Below are 18,014 nucleotides of genomic sequence, written 5' to 3'. Positions count from 1 at the left end.
GACAGAAGAGCAGCATTTGGGCATGATTCAGCGGGCCGTTACGGCGTAGATAGCGCCCCTGGTGCGAGAACCCAACGGCCAGCCACTTCAAGCCGCCCGATCAGGGCACTCGTGAATAAGGCGGGTTAACGGGAAGGCCATCTCTGCAAGGAACGTAGAAACAGAACACCCCACTGATCGCGGATCAGTGGGGTGTCTTGGCGAGTGTCAGCAGATCAGAAACTCAGATGCCGCCGCTCATTCCCAGGCGGGGAACGGGTCTGGCAGATCACGCCAGGCTTCCTTCCCCGCCAACAGCGTAGCGTCATCGAGCAGACACTCGTCCAGCGCCTGGCGGATACGGGCTTCATCCAGGTTCTGACCGATGAATACCAGCTCCTGGCGCATGTCACCGAACGGCTCCTGCCACTTTTCCCGGATCGACGCCAGATACTCGGGGTCTTCTGGCCATTCGACCTCAGGTACTGCCTTCCAGAACATGCCGCCGAACCCGTAGTGCGCGATGCCACCGGCCTGGTTCCACTGCCCGGCAAACTGCGGCCGCGTGGCCAGCCAGAAGAAGCCCTTGGAGCGCAGCAGCTTGCCACCGAACCAGTCACCGTGGAGCAACTGGTGGAATTTCTCGGGATGGAACGGCACGCGCGCATGGTAGGAGAAGCTCGAGATGCCATATTCCTCGGTCTCCGGCATGTGCTCGCCGCGCATCTCCTTCAGCCAGCCCGATGCCTGTTGCGCGCGATCGAAGCTGAAGCGGCCAGTGTCCAGCACCTTGGAAAGCGGCACGGCGCCCTTCGTCATAGGCAGAATCTCGGCCTCCGGGTTGAGCGAGCGCAGCACCGCGCTCAGCTCGGCAAGCTGTGAGGCATCGAGCAGGTCCGTCTTGCTGATCAACAGCACATCACAGAATTCGATCTGATCGACCAGCAGATCCGCGACATTGCGCTCATCGTCTTCGCCGAGGCTTTCCCCCGCTTCGGCCAGTGACTGCGCCTTGCGATACTGGGTGAGGAAGTTGGCGCCATCCACGACAGTGACCATGGTGTCGAGACGCGCGACACTGGAGAGGCACTGGCCGTCTTCGTCCTCGAAGGTGAAGGTTTCCGCCACCGGCAGCGGCTCGGAAATGCCGGTGGATTCGATCACCAGGCAATCGAAGCGCCCTTCCTCGGCCAGTCGCCGCACCTCGATGAGCAGGTCTTCACGCAGCGTGCAGCAGATGCAGCCATTGCTCATCTCGACCAGCTGCTCCTCGGCACGATTGAGCGTCACCTCGTTGTCCGCACCGGGTGCGCCACGCACCATGGCGGCATCGATGTTGACCTCGCTCATGTCATTGACGATCACCGCCACTCGACGCCCTTCGCGGTTGGCAAGGATGTGATTGAGCAGCGTCGTCTTGCCGGCGCCCAGAAAGCCGGACAGCACAGTGACTGGCAGAGCCGGAGGCAGTGAATCGGGCCTGTCAGGAGAGGAAGTCGATTGCAGAGTTGTCATCAGTCATTGCCTTGGATTCATGAGGGGGCATCACGCCGAATCACGTGCTGCATGACGCCCATGAGGGCTTGTCTCACAGAGCCCTTGTCAGAGCCCTTGTCGGAGTCCTTGACTGAGGGATTGCATCAGCAAGCACGATTGCGCGGCAGGTCGAGGAATGTGCCATCATCCACTCGACCCCAAAATGATACGTTATAACATTTCTGAAAAGCAATCCCTTACCCCCTTCCTCCAGAAGACAAAAACGCCCCGCTGGCTTGCCAGCGGGGCGTGAAGTGGTGCAATCAGCGGTGCGTTTTTGGCCGCGTGCAACTCTCAGATGACGATCAGACCGCCATCATGACGGCAGAGGCCATCACCGCCCCACCCACCAGACGGGAGGCGATGGCAGGCACCCCCATCAGGCGCTGGCCGATAGCACGGCCCAGCAACGCCAGAGCCAGCGTCGCGACCACGAAGCCCGCCATGTAGCCCGCGGCGCTGCCAGCCGCCGGCATTTCCAGCGCATGGGCGAAGCCGTGGCAGGCCATGAAGCCGGCGACCATCACGGCGCCAGCCAGGGTCGGCAGACGCAGCAGCAGCGCCACCAGCGCACCGGAGGCCAGCACCGAGAGCAGAATGCCCTGCTCGGCGATCAGCGCATGCAGCGCCTGCCCACCGCTGAGCAGCGCGATGCCCGCCCCCGCCAGCATGCCGACGACCATCAACAGCGGCGTGGCAAGCGTCAAGGCTCGCGACTGACGCGCACTCCAGATGCCGATGGCCAGCATGGCCAGCAGGTGATCCAGCCCGGTGAAGGGATGCGTCAGGCCGGCCATCAGTCCCTGGGCATCATGACCGGGGTGTGCAGAAGCCGAGGTCGCCACCAGCAACAGAGAGGTGGCCAGCAGTGCGGAGTGAGAACGCTTCATGTGTCATTCCTGAACAAGATGATGATGAATCCCCCCCGCCCCCCGTGGTGAGACGAATGCCGGGAGACAATGAATCCTAAGCCAGCGGCAGAAAACGCGGCGCCATCAGGCCTGTGCCGCCAGCTTTTGCGGGCGACGCTCCGGCAGCATGCCGCGATCCAGAATGAAGGCGATGATCTCCTCCAGCCCGACACCGTCATACAGATTGGCGAACACGAAGGGACGCTCGCCGCGCATCTTGCGCGAATCGCGATCCATCACCTCGAGCGAGGCATGCACCTGCTCGGCGATGTCGATCTTGTTGATGATCAGAAGATCCGACTTGGTGATGCCCGGCCCACCCTTGCGCGGAATCTTGTCGCCTGCAGAGACATCGATCACATAGAGGGTGAGATCGGAAAGCTCGGGGCTGAAGGTCGCGGACAGGTTGTCGCCGCCGGATTCCACCAGCACCAGCTCCATGTCCGGGTGTCGCGCCTGCAGATCATCGATGGCGGCCAGATTCATCGAGGCATCCTCGCGAATCGCGGTATGCGGACAGCCACCGGTCTCGACCCCGAGGATGCGGTCCGCGTCCAGCGCTTCATGGCGCAGCAGGAAATCGGCATCTTCGCGGGTGTAGATGTCATTGGTGACCACCCCGATGTCGTAATGATCCCGCAGGGCCAGACACAGCTGGCGCAGCAGCGCCGTCTTGCCGGAGCCCACCGGCCCACCCACTCCTACGCGTAGACAATGCTTCATGGCAGCTTCCTTTCTCGTGAGATATCAGACGTTCATGTCGGTCGGTTCAGGCGCCGCCGCCTCAAGACAGGCGGCCTTGGCTCAACTCCTGAACAGACGGGAATATTGTGTTTCGTGCTGTGCGGAGGCGAGTGCCAGTCCCGGCAATATCGGGCCAAGCTCATCATCCAGACGCGCAAGCGCCTGTGAGACGACCTCCACCACGCGGGGGCGTAGCTGCTCGGTCAGACGTTGGGCAGCGGTATGTCCCAGCGGCATGGCCTTGCAGGCCACCGCCAGCTGATTCTCGAGCCAGGCCCAGGCAAAGCCGATCAAGGTCTGACGCGGTGGCACTCCACGCTGATGCGCCACCCAGGCGAACACCGTGACGTAGCCGGGCGCCTGGGGCATCAGCGCGACTGGCGGTTCGAGCTCGAGACTTCTGAGCAGGCGCAGCAGCGCCGCCCCGAGACGCGCGTCCTCATCGCTGAGTTCGGCGGTTTCACGCGTCGCCTTGAGCCAGCCATCCCACTCGTCGAGCGCCGCTGCATCCCCCTCGGCCCACGCCTGCTGCAGACGCACCAACAGTGGCAGCTCGCAACGGCCAAGCCCGTCTTCCAGCACGCCGTCGATCCACTCGCCAAGCTCCTGCTCCTGAGTGACCCAGCCAAGCTCGAAGGCACTCTCCAGCCCCTGAGACCAGGCAAAGGCGCCGATGGGCAAGGCCGGACTCACCAGCTGCAACAGCCCCAGCAGCGCCAGATCCTCCTGCGCCGGCAGGCCCGCCATAGCATCAGTGCTCATGCGTGTGCTCATGGGCGTGGCTGTGAGAATGGCCGTGGCTGTGCTCATGGGCATGCGCATGGTCGTGAGCATGTGAGTGGCCGTGGCCATGACCGTGTGAGTGAGCATGCCCCTGCCCCGCCTGGGCATAGGCCCCCGGCTCAGGGTCAAAGGGCGCCTCGTGATGGATGAGGGTCGCACCCAGACGCTCGGCCAGCTCTTCCAGCACGTGATCCGGCGGGAAGCGCACCCAGCCGGTTGCGCTCGCTGCTTCGCCCTTTCCTTCAGCATCAGCGTCAGGCGTCTGCATGCCGATGGCGAGCTGCACATGGCGATTGCCCAGGTGATAGCAGAGCGCGGCCATCGGGCGCCCGGCGGCGATGTGGGCAGTCACTACCGGCTCATCCGCGGCGCGGATGCGGATCACCTCACCCTCGCGCGAGGCCAGCCGATCGCCGTCACGCAGTACCGGGCCGCGATCCAGAAACAGGCCGACCTCGCGCCCGCCGTCGGTGGTGGCTCGCAGGCGCCCGCGGATGCGCAGTTCCAGCGGCAGGGTCAGGGTGTCGAGAAGCTCGGCATCGGTGTGAGCGCTCGCTGGGTCGCCTGAACCACTGGCGTCTGGCAGGCGATGTATCAGTTCCATCATGGCGTCAATCTCGAATAGGGAATCAGAACAGGCACTTGAAACAGGCCTTCAGAACAGGTGATAGCGCTGGGCCAGCGGCAGCTCGCTGGCAGGCTCACAGGTCAGCAGCTCACCGTCGGCGAAGACTTCGTAGGTCTCGGGGTCGACCTTGAGCTCCGGGCAGGCGTCATTGAGTTTCATGTCGCACTTGCGCACCTGACGCACGTCGCGGCAGGCGGACAGCGGGCTGTCGAGCCCGAGCGCCTCCCCGACACCAGCCTTGAGCGCCGCCTGGGAGACGAATGTCAGGCGCGTGGCGCTGGCTGCCTTGCCGAAGGCACCGAACATCGGGCGGTAATGCACCGGCTGCGGCGTGGGAATCGAGGCATTCGGGTCGCCCATGGGTGCGGCGGCGATCATGCCGCCCTTGAGGATGCACGCCGGTTTGACGCCGAAGAACGCCGGTGACCACAGCACCAGGTCCGCCAGCTTGCCGACTTCAATTGAGCCGACCTCGTGGGCGATGCCGTGGGTGATGGCCGAGTTGATGGTGTACTTGGCGATATAGCGGCGCGCACGGAAGTTGTCGGTGCCGCGCTCGCTGTCCTCTGCCAGCAGGCCGCGCTGTTCGCGCATCTTGTGCGCTGTCTGCCAGGTACGACAGATCACCTCGCCCACACGGCCCATCGCCTGGGAATCCGAAGACATCATCGAGATGACACCCAGATCGTGCAGGATGTCCTCGGCGGCGATGGTCTCGCGGCGAATGCGCGAATCGGCGAAGGCGACGTCCTCGGGGATGCTCGGGTCCAGGTGGTGGCAGACCATCAGCATGTCGAGGTGCTCGTCCACCGTGTTGATGGTGTAGGGGCGCGTCGGGTTGGTGGAGGACGGCAACACGTTGGGCCGCGAGCAGGCGGTGATGATGTCCGGGGCATGGCCGCCACCGGCACCTTCGGTGTGGAAGGTGTGGATGCAGCGGTCCTTGAAGGCCGCCAGGGTGTCCTCGACGAAGCCCGACTCGTTCAGGGTGTCGGTATGGATCGCCACCTGCACGTCATAGGCATCGGCGACGGTCAGACAGTTGTCGATGGAGGCCGGCGACGTGCCCCAGTCCTCATGAAGCTTGAGGCCGATCACGCCGGCCTCGATCTGCTGCTCCAGCCCCTGTGGCAGCGAGGCATTGCCCTTGCCGAGAAAGCCGATGTTCATCGGCAGGCTGTCCACCGCCTGCAGCATCTTGCCGATATGCCACGGCCCCGGCGTACAGGTAGTGGCATTGGTGCCGGTGGCAGGCCCGGTGCCGCCGCCGAGCATGGTGGTGATGCCGCTCATCAGCGCCTCTTCCACCTGCTGAGGGCAGATGAAGTGGATGTGCGGATCGACTCCACCAGCGGTGAGAATCTTGCCCTCACCGGCGATGATCTCGGTGCCCGGGCCGATCACGATATCCACATCGGGCTGGGTGTCGGGGTTGCCCGCCTTACCGATGGCCGCGATGCGCCCGGCCTTGAGGCCGACATCCGCCTTGACGATGCCCCACCAGTCCAGAATCAGCGCATTGGTGATCACGGTATCCATCACGCTCTCATCGGCGCGCTGGCTCTGACCCATGCCATCGCGGATCACCTTGCCACCGCCGAACTTCACTTCTTCCCCGTAGTGGGTGAAATCCTTCTCCACCTCGATCCACAGCGCCGTATCGCCCAGACGCACGCGGTCCCCGGTGGTCGGGCCGTACATGTCGGCATAGGCCTGTCGCGTTATCTTCATGGGTTGCCTCTTGATCCCTGAGCCACAGCTTCTAAGCCAACGCTTCTGAGCTGCAGTTGCTAAGCCGCAATTTCTGAACTGCAGTCGCCAAGTGAGCGCCGAACTGAATGCCTGTCAGCGCCATTGCCTGACGTCTGCCGGAAGGAGCGTCGCTCGCTCAGCGCTGGACACTGCCGTCATCCTTGAGTTGCCCCATCACCTCGCCACGGAAGCCATAGATATGACGGCTGCCGGCGAAGGGGATCAGCGTGACGTCACGCGTCTGCCCCGGCTCGAAGCGAATCGCCGTGCCGGCGGCGATGTCCAGGCGCTGCCCGAGGGCTGCCTCACGATCAAACACCAGCGCCGGATTGGCCTCGGCAAAGTGATAGTGCGAGCCGATCTGGATCGGTCGGTCGCCGGTATTGCCGACCGAGAGCGTGGTGCGCAGGCGGTCCTCGCAGAGAGAGATCTCGCCGTCCGCCACCAGATATTCACCGGGAATCATGATTGCTCGCCTCACACGATGGGGTTGTGAACGGTCACCAGCTTGGTGCCGTCCGGGAAGGTCGCCTCGACCTGCACTTCGGGAATCATCTCGGCGATGCCTTCCATCACGTCGTCACGGGTCAGCACCTCCGCGCCGCGCCCCATCAGCTCGGCCACGCTCAAGCCTTCGCGGGCGCCTTCCAGAATCTCGGCGCTGATCAAGGCGATGGATTCCGGGTAGTTGAGCTTGAGGCCCTTGGCCTTGCGGCGTTCCGCCAGCAGCGCTGCGGTGAACAGCAACAGCTTGTCCTTGTCTCTTGGCGTCAGTTCCATGTCGTGGCTCTTGTGGTTGTCATTCAGTGGGCTTTCGAGATCAGGTCAGCCAGATACGTGGCACCTGTGCCTCAAGCCCCGTCATCAGGGGGCGCAGTAGCTGCCATGCCTGCTGGCACAGCGCCCAGGCCTCGTTGCGTTCATGGCCCAGATAGCGCAGCAGCAACACGCCTTCGCGGCGGGTCACCGCCCAGCGCGGGGAGGCAGGCAATGCCTCACGCAGGGTCTCGATGGCCGCCGCTTCATCCTCGAGCCCGACCGCCCACAGCGTGGCCTGCACACTGCAACCGCCCTGCCCCCAGCGCCCGGTGAAGCGCGGATGCAGCGGGTCCAGCGACTGGCGCTCGATCCACACTGGCTTGCCGTCGCGGGTCAGGCGAAAGCGTTGTTCGAGATGGCCGCTGACGAAGGGCAGCTCACCGACCGGGCGCCCCAGTGCCAGCACTTCCCAGCCCAGACAGCGCGCAGAGCCGGCAAGCTCGAGGGTAGTGGTCTGCTCACCGCGCGAGCCATTGAAGGCCAGCGTCTCCTGAGGCAGCCATTCCAGGGTGGCCCCGTCGGCGACCTTGAGATGCGTATGCTGGCCCCAGGCCACGCCATTGCGATCCGCCTTGTAGAGCTTGGCCGCCGCCGGCGTGGTCAACAGCACATGCGCGCCCTCCTCCACCTCGGCCTCGATCTGCAGCGCATCGCCGCTGACCAGCCCACCGGGGGGATGCAGCAGATAGACGTGGCAGCAGCCGTGGCGGCCTTCGGGGTAGAACGGCCGCTGCACGCGCAGCGGGCCATGATGGCGTCTGCGCGTCAGGCGGGTGATGGCGCGCCCGCTATCACTGGTGTCTCGGGAGTCAGCCTCGAACCGCAGCGCCAGCGCGGCCTGCCACTGGCGCTGGTCATCGAAGCGGTGGCCGGAGGCATTGGCCTCACTGCGCACGGCATCCGTCGCGCCGTCAGCGGGAATCACGCATCGGATCGTCATACGGTCAGGTGCTGCTTGATCAGTTCATCGGACAGCGCCGCGATCTCGCCTTCGGCCACCCGGCGGCCGCGATCCATGATCACGAAGCGATCAGCGTACTTGCGCGCGAAGGGCAGCTTCTGCTCGACCAGCAGCACCGTCAGGCCGTCTTCATTGATCAGGCGACGGATGACCTCGCCGATCTGGGCGACGATATTGGGCTGGATGCCCTCACCGGGCTCATCGAGAATCAACAGGCGCGGTTCGATCACCAGCGCGCGGCCGATGGCGAGCTGTTGCTGCTGGCCGCCTGAGAGGTCGCCCCCGCGGCGATGACGCATCTCCTTGAGCACGGGAAACAGCTCATAGATGCGATCGGGAATCTTGCGCATGCCATCGCGGCGCACGGCAAGCCCGGTGCGCAGATTCTCTTCCACCGTCATCATCGGGAAGATCTGCCGCCCCTGGGGGACGTAGCCGACACCCAGCCGCGCGCGCTCCTCGAGCTTGCGCCGCGTCAGATCAAGCGGCTCATTGCTGCTGGCATCGCGACCGGAGTCGCTGCCACTGGCATCGCCATCGGCGCGGTACAGAAGCTTGCCGTCACGGACGCTCTCCTCGCCCATGATGCATTTCATCAGCGTGGTCTTGCCGACGCCGTTGCGGCCCATCACGCAGGTGCATTGTCCAATGGGAATCTCCAGCGTCAGGTCCCACAGCGTGTGGCTTTCCCCATAGAACTGGTTGAGCGTGTCGATGGTCAGCAGCGGCGACTCGCCGCTCGGCATCGGTGCCTTGGTGTTCAGCGCTTGCGTCATCCGTCACTCTCTCCCAGGTAGACCTCGACGACTTTCGGGTCGCTCGATACCGCATCCATGCTGCCTTCCGCCAACACCGCGCCCTGATGCAATACCGTGACCTTGCGCGCGATGGAGCGCACGAAGCCCATGTCGTGCTCGACCACCACCACCGACTGGCGTCCCGCCAGGCTGGTCAGCAGCTCCGCGGTGCGCTCCATCTCCTGCTCGGTCATGCCGGCCACCGGCTCGTCGACCAGCAGCAGCCGCGGCTTCTGCATCAGCAGCATGCCGATCTCCAGCCACTGCTTCTGGCCGTGGGACAGGATGCCCGCCTCGCGCGCATGCCACTCCTTGAGGTGAATCGTCTCGAGCACCTCCTCGATCCTGGCGCGGGTCTCACCGCTCATGCGCGCGGCCAGCGTCGGAAAGATGCGCTTGTCGGTGGCCATGGCCAGTTCGAGATTCTCGAACACGCTGAGCGCCTCGAAGACGGTGGGCTTCTGGAACTTGCGCCCGATGCCGAGGGTGGCGATCTCGGGCTCGCTCATGCGCAGAAGATCGTGACGGCTGCCGAACCACACCGAGCCACTGTCGGGGCGCGTCTTGCCGGTGATGATGTCCATCATCGTGGTCTTGCCCGCGCCGTTGGGGCCGATGATGCAGCGCAGCTCGCCATCGTCGATGGTCAGGTTGAGGTCATTGATCGCCTTGAAGCCATCGAAGCTGACACTGACATCCTCCAGATAGAGGATCGGCCCGTGGGTCACGTCCACCGGCGAGATGCGCGGGGTCAGGAAGTCGAACACGCGGTCACGCGTGGCCATCTCTTTCAACAGGCTCATGCGGTGGCCTCCTCGATGGGACGGGAACCGGATGCCGATTCGGACGGCGGTTCGGTCTTGGCCGCGGACGACTGCGAGCGGCTGCCCCAGCCACGCTGGGCGAAGAGGCCAGCGATGCCCTTGGGCAGCAGCACGGTGACCAGCACGAACAGGCCGCCGAGGGCGAACAGCCAAGCGTCCGGCATGATGCCGGTGAACACCGTCTTGGCGTAGTTGACGATCAGCGCGCCCAGCACGGCGCCGTAGAGCGTCGCGCGGCCACCCAGCGCCACCCACACCACCACCTCGATGGAGAACAGCGGCGAGAACTCGCCGGGATTGATGATGCCGACCTGCGGCACGTACAGCGCTCCCGCGACCCCGGCCAGCATCGCCGAGACCACGAAGATGAACAGCTGGACACGTTCGACGCGGTAGCCCAGGAAGCGCGTGCGCGCCTCGGCGTCGCGGCAGGCGATGCTCAGCCGCCCCAGCTTGGAGCCGACGATGCCACGACACAGCAGATAGCCGATCCCCAGCGCCACACCACTGGCGATGAACAGCGCGATGCGCACCGCATCCGTGCGCAGATCGAAGCCGAGAATGTCCTTGAAGTCGGTCAGGCCGTTGTTACCTCCGAAGCCCATCTCGTTGCGGAAGAACGCCAGCATCAAGGCGAAGGTCAGCGCCTGGGTGATGATCGAGAGATAGACGCCGGTGACGCGGGAGCGGAAGGCCAGGAAGCCGAACACCAGCGCCAGCAGCCCCGGCGCCAGCAGCACCATCAGGAAGGCGAAGCCGGGCATGTCGAAGCCCTGCCAGAACCACGGCAGCTCCTGCCAGTTGAGGAAGACCATGAAGTCCGGCAGCTCCGGATTGCCATAGACGCCGCGGTCACCGATCTCGCGCATCAGATACATGCCCATGGCGTAACCGCCCAGCGCGAAGAAGGCGCCGTGACCCAGGCTGAGAATGCCCAGGTAGCCCCAGACGAGATCCACCGCCACCGCCAGCAGCGCGTAGCACAGGTATTTGCCCAGCAGGGTGACGGTGAAGGTGCTGACATGCAGCGGATGCCCCTCGGGCAGCAGCACATGCAGCAGCGTGATGGCGAGCACCGACAGCGTCAGCACCGCGAGGAATATCTGGGTGGAGCGCTCCGTAAAGGGGCGAGCCAGCCAGGAACGTGAATCAGGCATGGATCAACCCTCCGCGGCGCGGCCCTTTTGCGGGAAGAGTCCCCGCGGGCGCTTTTGAATGAACAGGATGATGAAGACCAGCACCACGATCTTGGCGAGAACCGCACCCGCCCAGGGCTCGAGGAACTGATTGAGCAGCCCCAGCGACATGCCGGCCACCAGCGTGCCCCACAGATTGCCGACCCCGCCGAACACCACGACCATGAAGGAATCGATGATGTAGTTCTGGCCCAGGTTCGGCCCGACGTTGGTGATCTGAGAGAGCGCGACACCGGCCAGGCCGGCCACACCGGAGCCCAGCGCGAAGGTCATGATGTCGACACGGGTTGCCTTGATGCCCATCGAGCGCGCCATGGCACGGTTCTGGGTCACCGCCCGCACCTCGAGGCCGAGACGGGTGCGGCGCATGATCAGCATCAGACCGGCGAACACGAACAGTGCGAAGCCGATGATGTAGAGGCGATTGAGCGTCAATGACAGCGCCTCGTTGATCATCAGCGAGCCACTCATCCACTCCGGCGTGACCACGATGCGATTCAAGGGCGAGATGGTGGTACGCACCAGTTGCTGCAGGATCAGACTGATGCCGAAGGTGGCCAGCAAGGTCTCCAGCGGACGCCCCTTGAGGTGCTGGATGACGCTGCGCTCGATGACGATTCCCACCGCCGCCGCGACCAGAAAGCCCGCCGGAATCGACAGCAACAGCGCCAGCCCCGGCTGCCCCGGCAGCAGCTGCTGCATGCCCCAGGTGGTGTAGGCGCCCAGCATGATCAGTTCGCCATGCGCCATGTTGATCACGCCCATGACACCGAAGGTGATGGCAAGCCCGATGGCGGCCAGCACCAGTACCGAGCCCAGCGAGAGGCCGAAGTAGAGCGTCTCGAGCCCGCTGTTGAGCTGAAGGTTCTGCTCGATACCGGCCAGCGCCACCTTGGCGGCTTGGGCCAGCTGCGGATCATCACTCGCCACGGCGCCATTGATGGCAGCGATCGCGGCGGCGTTCAGGCTGCCGGACAGTGTGTCCAGCGCTGCGGGGTCGCCATTGGCTTCCAGCTGCTGGATGGCGAGCCCTTCCTCGAGCGTGGCGCGGATAGCGTCATCGCCTTCCTGCTCGATCAGGCTCGGCAACCGCTCGGCCATGGCTTCATCGACACTGCCGCGCAGGCCGCGCGCCGCCGCGAGTCTGACCTCGGCATCCGGCGAAGACAGGTCGATCATCGACAGCACGCCATCGATATGCCCACGCAGCGAGTTGTTGCTGCGCAGTGTCTTCAAGTCGCGGCGCGAGACCTTGCCGGCCGACTCTCCCGACAGGGCGTCGGAAACGGCCCATTCGCGGCCGCGATTGTTGTCGATGATCAAGAAGCGCTCGGCGTCCTTGAGGCGAGCCAGCTTGCTGGCAGAAAAGGCTTCCAGCCAGCCACGTGCACGTGCATCGCCGCTCATCGCGATCTCATCGATCACGGCTGGCTTGGCCGGGTTGCGTGCCTCGGCGAGCCGGGTCAACAGGGATTGAGCAGCGCCATCAGACAGGCGCGCAGACTGGCCAGTCGCAGACTCGGACTGGGCAGCGGCAAACAGGGGGAATGACAGCAGACAGACCAACAGCATCCACTGCCAGCACCCGCGGAACATTATTGCAACGGAGATAGACATCAAGAAGGCCATCCATGGTGAACGCGCAAAGGCGTCGTCAGTCTCCGCGGGCATCGCGGCCTCGGAGCTGACACTCAACGAGGCGGCATGCAGGCTCCCCTGCACGCCGCCTCGCTCTCAGAACGTGCTACGTATCATTGCGTCGCAACGCTCTGTTGAGCCCCACAGGAATGGGTCACGACATTGTAGTTGCCGCATTCCATCGGCTTGCGCCAGTCACTGATCAGGTCCTTGGAACCTTCCAGATAGTCAGACCAGGCATCGCCTGCCACGGTGGACGGGGTCTGCCAGACGACGGAGAACTGGCCGTTGTCCTGGATCTCGCCGATAAGCACCGGCTTGGTGATGTGATGGTTGGGCATCATGGTGGCGTAGCCGCCGGTCAGGTTGGGCACCGAGACACCGATGATGGCGTCCTTGACCGCATCGACCTCGACACTGCCGGCCTTGCGCGCGGCTTCCATCCACATATTGAAGCCGATGTAGTGGGCTTCCATCGGGTCGTTGGTGACCGCATCTTCCTTGCCGGTGTAATCAATCCACTCATCGATGAAGTCGTAGTTGGTGTCGCTGTCCACGCTCATGAAGTAGTTCCAGGCGGCCAGGTGGCCGACCAGCGGCGCGGTATCGATGCCCGAGAGCTCCTGCTCGCCCACCGAGAAGGCCACCACCGGGATGTCCTCGGCATTGATGCCCTGGTTGGCCAGCTCACGATAGAACGGCACATTGGCATCGCCATTGATGGTGGACACCACGGCCGTCTTCTTGCCGGCACTGCCGAAGGACTTGATATCCGAGACGATGGACTGCCAGTTGGAATGGCCGAAGGGGGTGTAATTGACCATCACATCCGCGTCCGCCACGCCCTTCGACTTGAGGTAGGCGGCCAGGATCTTGTTGGTGGTACGCGGATAGACATAGTCCGTGCCCGCCAGCACCCAGCGCTCCACGCCCACATCGTTCATCAAGTAATCCACTGCCGGAATCGCCTGCTGATTGGGCGCCGCTCCGGTGTAGAAGACGTTCTCCGAGGACTCCTCGCCCTCATACTGCACCGGATAGAACAGCAGGCCGTTGAGCTCCTCGACCACCGGCAGCACCGACTTGCGCGAGACGGACGTCCAGTTGCCGAAGATCACGTCGACCTTGTCCTGCGCCAGCAGCTCACGCGCCTTCTCGGCGAACAGCGGCCAGTTGGAGGCCGGGTCGACCACGACAGGCTCTAGCTTGCGTCCCAGCAGCCCGCCCTGCTCGTTCTGCTTCTCGATCAGCATCAACATGGTGTCTTTCAGTGTCGATTCACTGATCGCCATGGTGCCGGACAGTGAGTGCAGGATGCCGACCTTGATCGGCCCCTCTTCTGCCTGGGCGACATTGGCCAGCGAGAAACCGACACAGGCGGATAGCATTGCGGCAGCGATTTTCTTGTTCACGACATTCCCTCGTGTCTTGTTGTACTTGTTGTCCCGATTGAAGTAGTGCAATCGATGTGCCAGCCCGTGATCAAGCGCACCCGTATAGGGGAATCACCCTCGTAACGCGTTGTCTGGAGAGATGCACACATACCTTAAGTGCACCGAAACAGAGCAACAAAATCTCCTTCATGTAGAAAGCGCACCAACATGGTGAGCTTTCTACAAACACCTCATATAAGCCTCTGTTTCACAGTGCTTCTTAGACTGGTTTTATATTGTTGCGTACTGGTGCATATCGCATTCGACAGACTTTCCGTCCACATGATGTCTCTGCGAAATCAACCCCTTTTTAACAGCCCTTCCCCTCTCTATGAGGACAGCGACTTCTGACATACAGACTGCAGGAGTGCGGCCGTCAGGCCGTTGCAGATCGCCTTCCCTGAAGCACGAAGCCCGATAGCGTAGGTGGGACTTGCGAACAACAGCGCAAGTCACAGGCGTCACAGCGTCGACGCCCCACACTACTGATCAACCGAGGTGCTTCATGACCATCCCGTTGCCATACCGGTATTCATCCAGGCGTGAAAACGCCCCGTGCTGGATAACACCCTCTGACTTCGATGGATTGACACCATCAGGAGGTGAGCATGTCGCTTGAAAAGGAACCGGGACGCTTACCGAGCGAAGTCACGCCATGGCTCGGGAAAGAGCAGAGCCATGAGCTGACAGGCAACATGCAATTGTCACGCGCCGCGAGACGGCTACTGGCTGACAGCATGGCAAAGAACACCATCCTGGCATTTCGATCAGATATCCGGGGCTTCTTGAAAGCCGGCTACTCACTCCCCGCCACTTCCCATCAGGTCGCCAACTATCTGGCGGAGATGCATGCCAAAGGACGCAAGCCTGCCACGATTTCTCGTCACGCCAGCTCGCTGGGTACCTGGCATGTCTATATGCAGTTGCCCTCGCCCACGCTGAGCCTGGAAGTGAAAGGGGTATTGAAGGGGATTCATCGCAAGAGTGATGGACGACAGCGCCAGGCCCCCGCTTTGCGGCTCCATCATTTGCAACAGCTGTTGCAAGCTCTGGACCTAGATGCTCCCCGAGATCTACGTGATGCCAGCATGTTCTGCCTGTGCTTCTACGGGGCGTTTCGCGCAAGTGAGGTCGTCGCGCTCTACCGAGAGGATATCGAATGGCGTGATGCCGGTATCGTGATCACGTTGCGCCACAGCAAAACCAATCAAAGCGGACGGATCGAACAGAAGACGCTCCCCCGCAATCCAGCCGGCGGGCGTTGCTGCCCAGTGACGTTACTGGAGGCTTGGCTTGCCTGGAGTGGCATTCGTCGAGGTGCACTATATCGCTCCATCGATCAGGCAGATCGAGTGGGGGCCGGCAGAATGCACCCCGTCACGTTCGGCAATCTACTCAAGAAGGCGTTACAGCGCGCCAACCTCAGTGCAGAAAAGTTCACCACCCACAGCTTTCGTGCCGGCTTCATTACCGAAGCGCATCTTCGTGGGAAAAGCGATCAACAGATAAAGCGCATCAGCGGGCATCGTGATCAGAAGACTTTCGAACGCTACATTCGACTGGCGGATGACATGCATGACCCGGGCAATGACATCTTTTGATAGCTCGCACCCTGAAAGGCGCTGCCAAGGACGGCAGCACTTCCAGCGGGGTCGATGAGATGATATTTATCCTACTATAAGGATGAGATAATTAATAAGACGCAAGGGAGAGCTCATGACCGATACCTACACGCCCCTGCCTGAGGCTGAGTTTTCCATCTCAGGCAAGATACGGAATCTTTCACGACGCTCTCTTGGCGATCTCATCTCCCTTCCGCCTCCACGCAAAGGCAAGGCCCCTTCATACAAGGGCCTGCTGCTCAGCCACCTCCCCATCGTGCTTGTCGGTGCCCAGGGCCACACCGAGCTGCTCACCCATGGCATGCTCCTGCGACAACTCAGAGAGTCATCTCTCGAGAACTTCCGTTCCCTCAAGGTGTTTGAGGTGGACCGTGAAGGTCTCACCTACGAGGAGCTGGAGGTGTTGCGCTATCTGTCAGAGGTGCTACCTCAGGAGCTTTTCAACACCTCACACGTGATGGAAGCCCGTGCATTCATCAAGCAGCTCAATGAGAAGCCTGGGCTGGAAGAGAAGTTGGCCCGTATCGTGTTCGGGTTATCGAAACCCACCCTGGATATCAAGAGTCTCATGATCCTGACCCAGGGCCGCTGGGCGAAGAGCACACTGCAACGTGCCCACAGCCCCAAAGGCCAGCGGAGTCTCGACGATGATCGCGGAGCCTCAGAGCCACTCTCCCCCGAGACAAGCAAGGACAACGAGGCACAAAAAGCGGCGCCAACATCAGTGCCCCTCACTCCCCCAGCGCCCAAGCCGATTCCATCCGCTCGGTACCAATCAGCATCGGGCTCCGCCCCAGACACCACGAGGCCAGCCACCTCACCCACTCGCAGGTCCCATGTAGCACAAAGGGTTGACGACCTGTTTGGCGATCTATTGGACGAGGAAGGGAGTCCTCCTCATGATGGATGATACTCCCGAAAGCAAGACATGGCTCCCCGAAACCATCCTTCATCAGTGGGAAGAACAACTAGATGACGTGGTATTGTCGGCTTCGGAGGAAACGCGCTTATGGCCGTTTCTTCACTGTAATCTTCCCCCATGTAGTCAGGCGGATCTCTGGATATCCGCTCATATTCAGGCAGCGGATGACAATGATCCTGAGTTGCTCGACCTCATCAACAAACTCCTGAGGATACTCCCTCTTGCGCCGGGACCATTACAGGCGATTCGTCAGAGCCACCCACTGCATAGCCAGCTGACCTTTCCCGATAAATTCGCTCCCTCCATGGTGCGAGCCAATATCGCAAACCAGGCAATACAGCTCGCGCGCCATGGCACGACCTCAACACACGCTTTCGAACTCTTGCCAAGCAATGGCGAGCCATCCCCCATCGAGCACAATCGCCGATTGATTCGTCTTGCCTTGCGCGACATGGCCGGCTATCACTCGGGGCCTTCTGTCGATTGCAATCTCTATTACCAGCATTTATCGACCCTACATGTCGCATTGAAGTACATGCTGCCACTTTGGCAGCACCCGATCGCGTGGCATCGTTCTGCCAATCTCTCGTTACTCAGCGCCTGTAAACATATCCCGTGGCTGAAAAACGGCAACCCAAGACTGTATGACCAATTGCAGCAGGCCCAGGAATTGCTCTCCGGTTACCTGCCCATCGGAACTCGTCGCGCGCCCTACGCGAAGCGGCTCCCACAACGCTCCGTCTTTTTTCACGACTCATTCAAGCGCGACTTTTCATCGGTTGCCTCCAGTCCTGAACTATCTGAGACACTCGTTACCGCACGACTCTCGGACGACAACGAGGACGTTGACACCAGTCTCGAACCAGACAAGATCTCTCAGCCACAAGAAGAAGTGGAAGCGCCCTTTCATCACAAGGGAGATACCCTGTTGACACCGCAAGATTGCAGGGTGATCGCGCGCAAACGCCAGCAAACCTCTATCGCACAGAGCCTGGGAAGTCTGTCGAATTTCGCCACCACTCAAGGGCAGATCCGAAGAATACTGACATTACCTTTCCCGCCTGATGCCAGACTGCTGGTGCAGCTTGTGCTCGCAACAGGTATTGCCCCCGAACGTCTCAGTCAGCTCCGTGTGACGGGTGTCGAGCAGGAGGCACTGCTCTGCACTGCGACGGTGTCGCGGAATCAATCACTGCAGTGGGTCCCCGATAGCAACACACTCTACGTTCCTGTCATTCATGCACCGTCACAAAGCCCACCCCTGCCTCTTCGCCTACCGGACGCCCTCGCGATACCCCTCAATCAATTGAGCGAAGCGACAACTCAGCCTCTGACCAAGAGTTGTAGTGGCACAGTGAATCTGGCCACCTGACTTTGAGTGTATGATGGCTCACAGAGACAATCAGGTGCAGATGATGACGAAGAAGAGAACGTTTAGCCCGGAATTTCGCTTGGAAGCGGCCCAGCTC

At 62.2% G+C, this 18,014-nt stretch carries 17 protein-coding genes; 3 read left to right on the top strand and 14 right to left on the bottom strand.

Going from position 1 to position 18,014, the window contains the following annotated elements; all coding sequences use genetic code 11:
• Positions 1-237: 237 nt before the first annotated feature.
• The 14 genes from zigA to urtA form a co-directional block, all read right to left on the bottom strand.
• Positions 238-1,494: a zinc metallochaperone GTPase ZigA gene (gene zigA / locus IZU87_RS16180; protein WP_175089559.1), complete on the bottom strand. Its 1,257-nt coding sequence runs from the start codon at positions 1,492-1,494 to the stop codon at positions 238-240.
• Positions 1,495-1,820: 326 nt separating this feature from the next.
• Positions 1,821-2,405: a HupE/UreJ family protein gene (locus IZU87_RS16175; RefSeq protein WP_175089558.1), complete on the bottom strand. Its 585-nt coding sequence runs from the start codon at positions 2,403-2,405 to the stop codon at positions 1,821-1,823.
• Positions 2,406-2,510: 105 nt separating this feature from the next.
• On the bottom strand, positions 2,511-3,149 hold the full coding sequence (gene ureG, locus IZU87_RS16170; RefSeq protein WP_175089557.1) for an urease accessory protein UreG: 639 nt from the start codon (positions 3,147-3,149) through the stop codon (positions 2,511-2,513).
• 81 nt (positions 3,150-3,230) lie between these two features.
• Complete coding sequence (locus IZU87_RS16165) at positions 3,231-3,932, bottom strand: urease accessory protein UreF (RefSeq protein ID WP_175089556.1); 702 nt, start codon at positions 3,930-3,932, stop codon at positions 3,231-3,233.
• Positions 3,922-4,560 (bottom strand): urease accessory protein UreE, encoded by a 639-nt coding sequence (locus IZU87_RS16160; protein ID WP_175089555.1) that lies wholly within the window; start codon positions 4,558-4,560, stop codon positions 3,922-3,924. The genes IZU87_RS16165 and IZU87_RS16160 overlap by 11 nt, the downstream gene beginning before the upstream one ends.
• Positions 4,561-4,608: 48 nt before the next feature.
• On the bottom strand, positions 4,609-6,312 hold the full coding sequence (ureC, locus tag IZU87_RS16155; RefSeq protein WP_175089554.1) for an urease subunit alpha: 1,704 nt from the start codon (positions 6,310-6,312) through the stop codon (positions 4,609-4,611).
• Between the two features lie 157 nt (positions 6,313-6,469).
• Entirely contained in the window at positions 6,470-6,799 is a 330-nt protein-coding gene (locus IZU87_RS16150) for an urease subunit beta (RefSeq protein WP_175089553.1), read from the bottom strand.
• 11 nt (positions 6,800-6,810) lie between these two features.
• Entirely contained in the window at positions 6,811-7,113 is a 303-nt protein-coding gene (gene ureA, locus IZU87_RS16145; protein ID WP_024952521.1) for an urease subunit gamma, read from the bottom strand.
• A gap of 40 nt (positions 7,114-7,153) precedes the next feature.
• The gene (locus IZU87_RS16140) at positions 7,154-8,092 is read right to left on the bottom strand and encodes an urease accessory protein UreD (RefSeq protein WP_175089552.1); all 939 of its coding nucleotides are present in this window, start codon (positions 8,090-8,092) and stop codon (positions 7,154-7,156) included.
• Positions 8,089-8,838, bottom strand: coding sequence for an urea ABC transporter ATP-binding subunit UrtE (urtE, locus tag IZU87_RS16135; protein WP_175089581.1), 750 nt, complete (start codon positions 8,836-8,838; stop codon positions 8,089-8,091). The genes IZU87_RS16140 and urtE overlap by 4 nt, the downstream gene beginning before the upstream one ends.
• Before the next feature lie 47 nt (positions 8,839-8,885).
• Positions 8,886-9,713 (bottom strand): urea ABC transporter ATP-binding protein UrtD, encoded by an 828-nt coding sequence (urtD, locus tag IZU87_RS16130; RefSeq protein WP_175089551.1) that lies wholly within the window; start codon positions 9,711-9,713, stop codon positions 8,886-8,888.
• Entirely contained in the window at positions 9,710-10,891 is a 1,182-nt protein-coding gene (gene urtC, locus IZU87_RS16125) for an urea ABC transporter permease subunit UrtC (RefSeq protein WP_213115201.1), read from the bottom strand. Before urtC ends, urtD begins: the two co-directional genes overlap by 4 nt.
• Before the next feature lie 3 nt (positions 10,892-10,894).
• Complete coding sequence (gene urtB / locus IZU87_RS16120) at positions 10,895-12,547, bottom strand: urea ABC transporter permease subunit UrtB (RefSeq protein ID WP_249330681.1); 1,653 nt, start codon at positions 12,545-12,547, stop codon at positions 10,895-10,897.
• Positions 12,548-12,681: 134 nt separating this feature from the next.
• Entirely contained in the window at positions 12,682-13,956 is a 1,275-nt protein-coding gene (gene urtA, locus IZU87_RS16115; protein ID WP_035160076.1) for an urea ABC transporter substrate-binding protein, read from the bottom strand.
• A 653-nt stretch (positions 13,957-14,609) separates the two neighbouring features.
• On the opposite strand from urtA, the gene IZU87_RS16110 reads away from it, so the two are divergent.
• The 3 genes from IZU87_RS16110 to IZU87_RS16100 all read left to right on the top strand — a co-directional run bounded on the left by IZU87_RS16110 (position 14,610) and on the right by IZU87_RS16100 (position 17,917).
• Positions 14,610-15,602 (top strand): site-specific integrase, encoded by a 993-nt coding sequence (locus IZU87_RS16110; RefSeq protein ID WP_024952515.1) that lies wholly within the window; start codon positions 14,610-14,612, stop codon positions 15,600-15,602.
• A 115-nt stretch (positions 15,603-15,717) separates the two neighbouring features.
• A complete protein-coding gene (locus IZU87_RS16105) occupies positions 15,718-16,533 on the top strand; it encodes a hypothetical protein (protein ID WP_024952514.1) in 816 nt (271 codons plus the stop codon).
• On the top strand, positions 16,523-17,917 hold the full coding sequence (locus IZU87_RS16100; RefSeq protein ID WP_213115200.1) for a hypothetical protein: 1,395 nt from the start codon (positions 16,523-16,525) through the stop codon (positions 17,915-17,917). The genes IZU87_RS16105 and IZU87_RS16100 overlap by 11 nt, the downstream gene beginning before the upstream one ends.
• Positions 17,918-18,014: the final 97 nt, after the last annotated feature.

Source organism: Cobetia sp. MC34, from assembly GCF_018340035.1.
Classification (GTDB): Bacteria; Pseudomonadota; Gammaproteobacteria; order Pseudomonadales; family Halomonadaceae; genus Cobetia; species Cobetia amphilecti.
The sequence above is the reverse complement of the archived record's forward strand: the minus strand, read 5'-3'. Positions and strand labels throughout refer to the sequence as shown.

Coding starts and splice junctions, on each gene's coding strand:
- zigA (WP_175089559.1), bottom strand. CDS start 1,494: ATGACAACTCTGCAATCGACTTCCTCTCCTGACAGGCCCGATTCACTG.
- IZU87_RS16175 (WP_175089558.1), bottom strand. CDS start 2,405: ATGAAGCGTTCTCACTCCGCACTGCTGGCCACCTCTCTGTTGCTGGTG.
- ureG (WP_175089557.1), bottom strand. CDS start 3,149: ATGAAGCATTGTCTACGCGTAGGAGTGGGTGGGCCGGTGGGCTCCGGC.
- IZU87_RS16165 (WP_175089556.1), bottom strand. CDS start 3,932: ATGAGCACTGATGCTATGGCGGGCCTGCCGGCGCAGGAGGATCTGGCG.
- IZU87_RS16160 (WP_175089555.1), bottom strand. CDS start 4,560: ATGATGGAACTGATACATCGCCTGCCAGACGCCAGTGGTTCAGGCGAC.
- ureC (WP_175089554.1), bottom strand. CDS start 6,312: ATGAAGATAACGCGACAGGCCTATGCCGACATGTACGGCCCGACCACC.
- IZU87_RS16150 (WP_175089553.1), bottom strand. CDS start 6,799: ATGATTCCCGGTGAATATCTGGTGGCGGACGGCGAGATCTCTCTCTGC.
- ureA (WP_024952521.1), bottom strand. CDS start 7,113: ATGGAACTGACGCCAAGAGACAAGGACAAGCTGTTGCTGTTCACCGCA.
- IZU87_RS16140 (WP_175089552.1), bottom strand. CDS start 8,092: ATGACGATCCGATGCGTGATTCCCGCTGACGGCGCGACGGATGCCGTG.
- urtD (WP_175089551.1), bottom strand. CDS start 9,713: ATGAGCCTGTTGAAAGAGATGGCCACGCGTGACCGCGTGTTCGACTTC.
- urtC (WP_213115201.1), bottom strand. CDS start 10,891: ATGCCTGATTCACGTTCCTGGCTGGCTCGCCCCTTTACGGAGCGCTCC.
- urtB (WP_249330681.1), bottom strand. CDS start 12,547: ATGTCTATCTCCGTTGCAATAATGTTCCGCGGGTGCTGGCAGTGGATG.
- urtA (WP_035160076.1), bottom strand. CDS start 13,956: ATGCTATCCGCCTGTGTCGGTTTCTCGCTGGCCAATGTCGCCCAGGCA.
- IZU87_RS16110 (WP_024952515.1), top strand. CDS start 14,610: ATGTCGCTTGAAAAGGAACCGGGACGCTTACCGAGCGAAGTCACGCCA.
- IZU87_RS16105 (WP_024952514.1), top strand. CDS start 15,718: ATGACCGATACCTACACGCCCCTGCCTGAGGCTGAGTTTTCCATCTCA.
- IZU87_RS16100 (WP_213115200.1), top strand. CDS start 16,523: ATGATGGATGATACTCCCGAAAGCAAGACATGGCTCCCCGAAACCATC.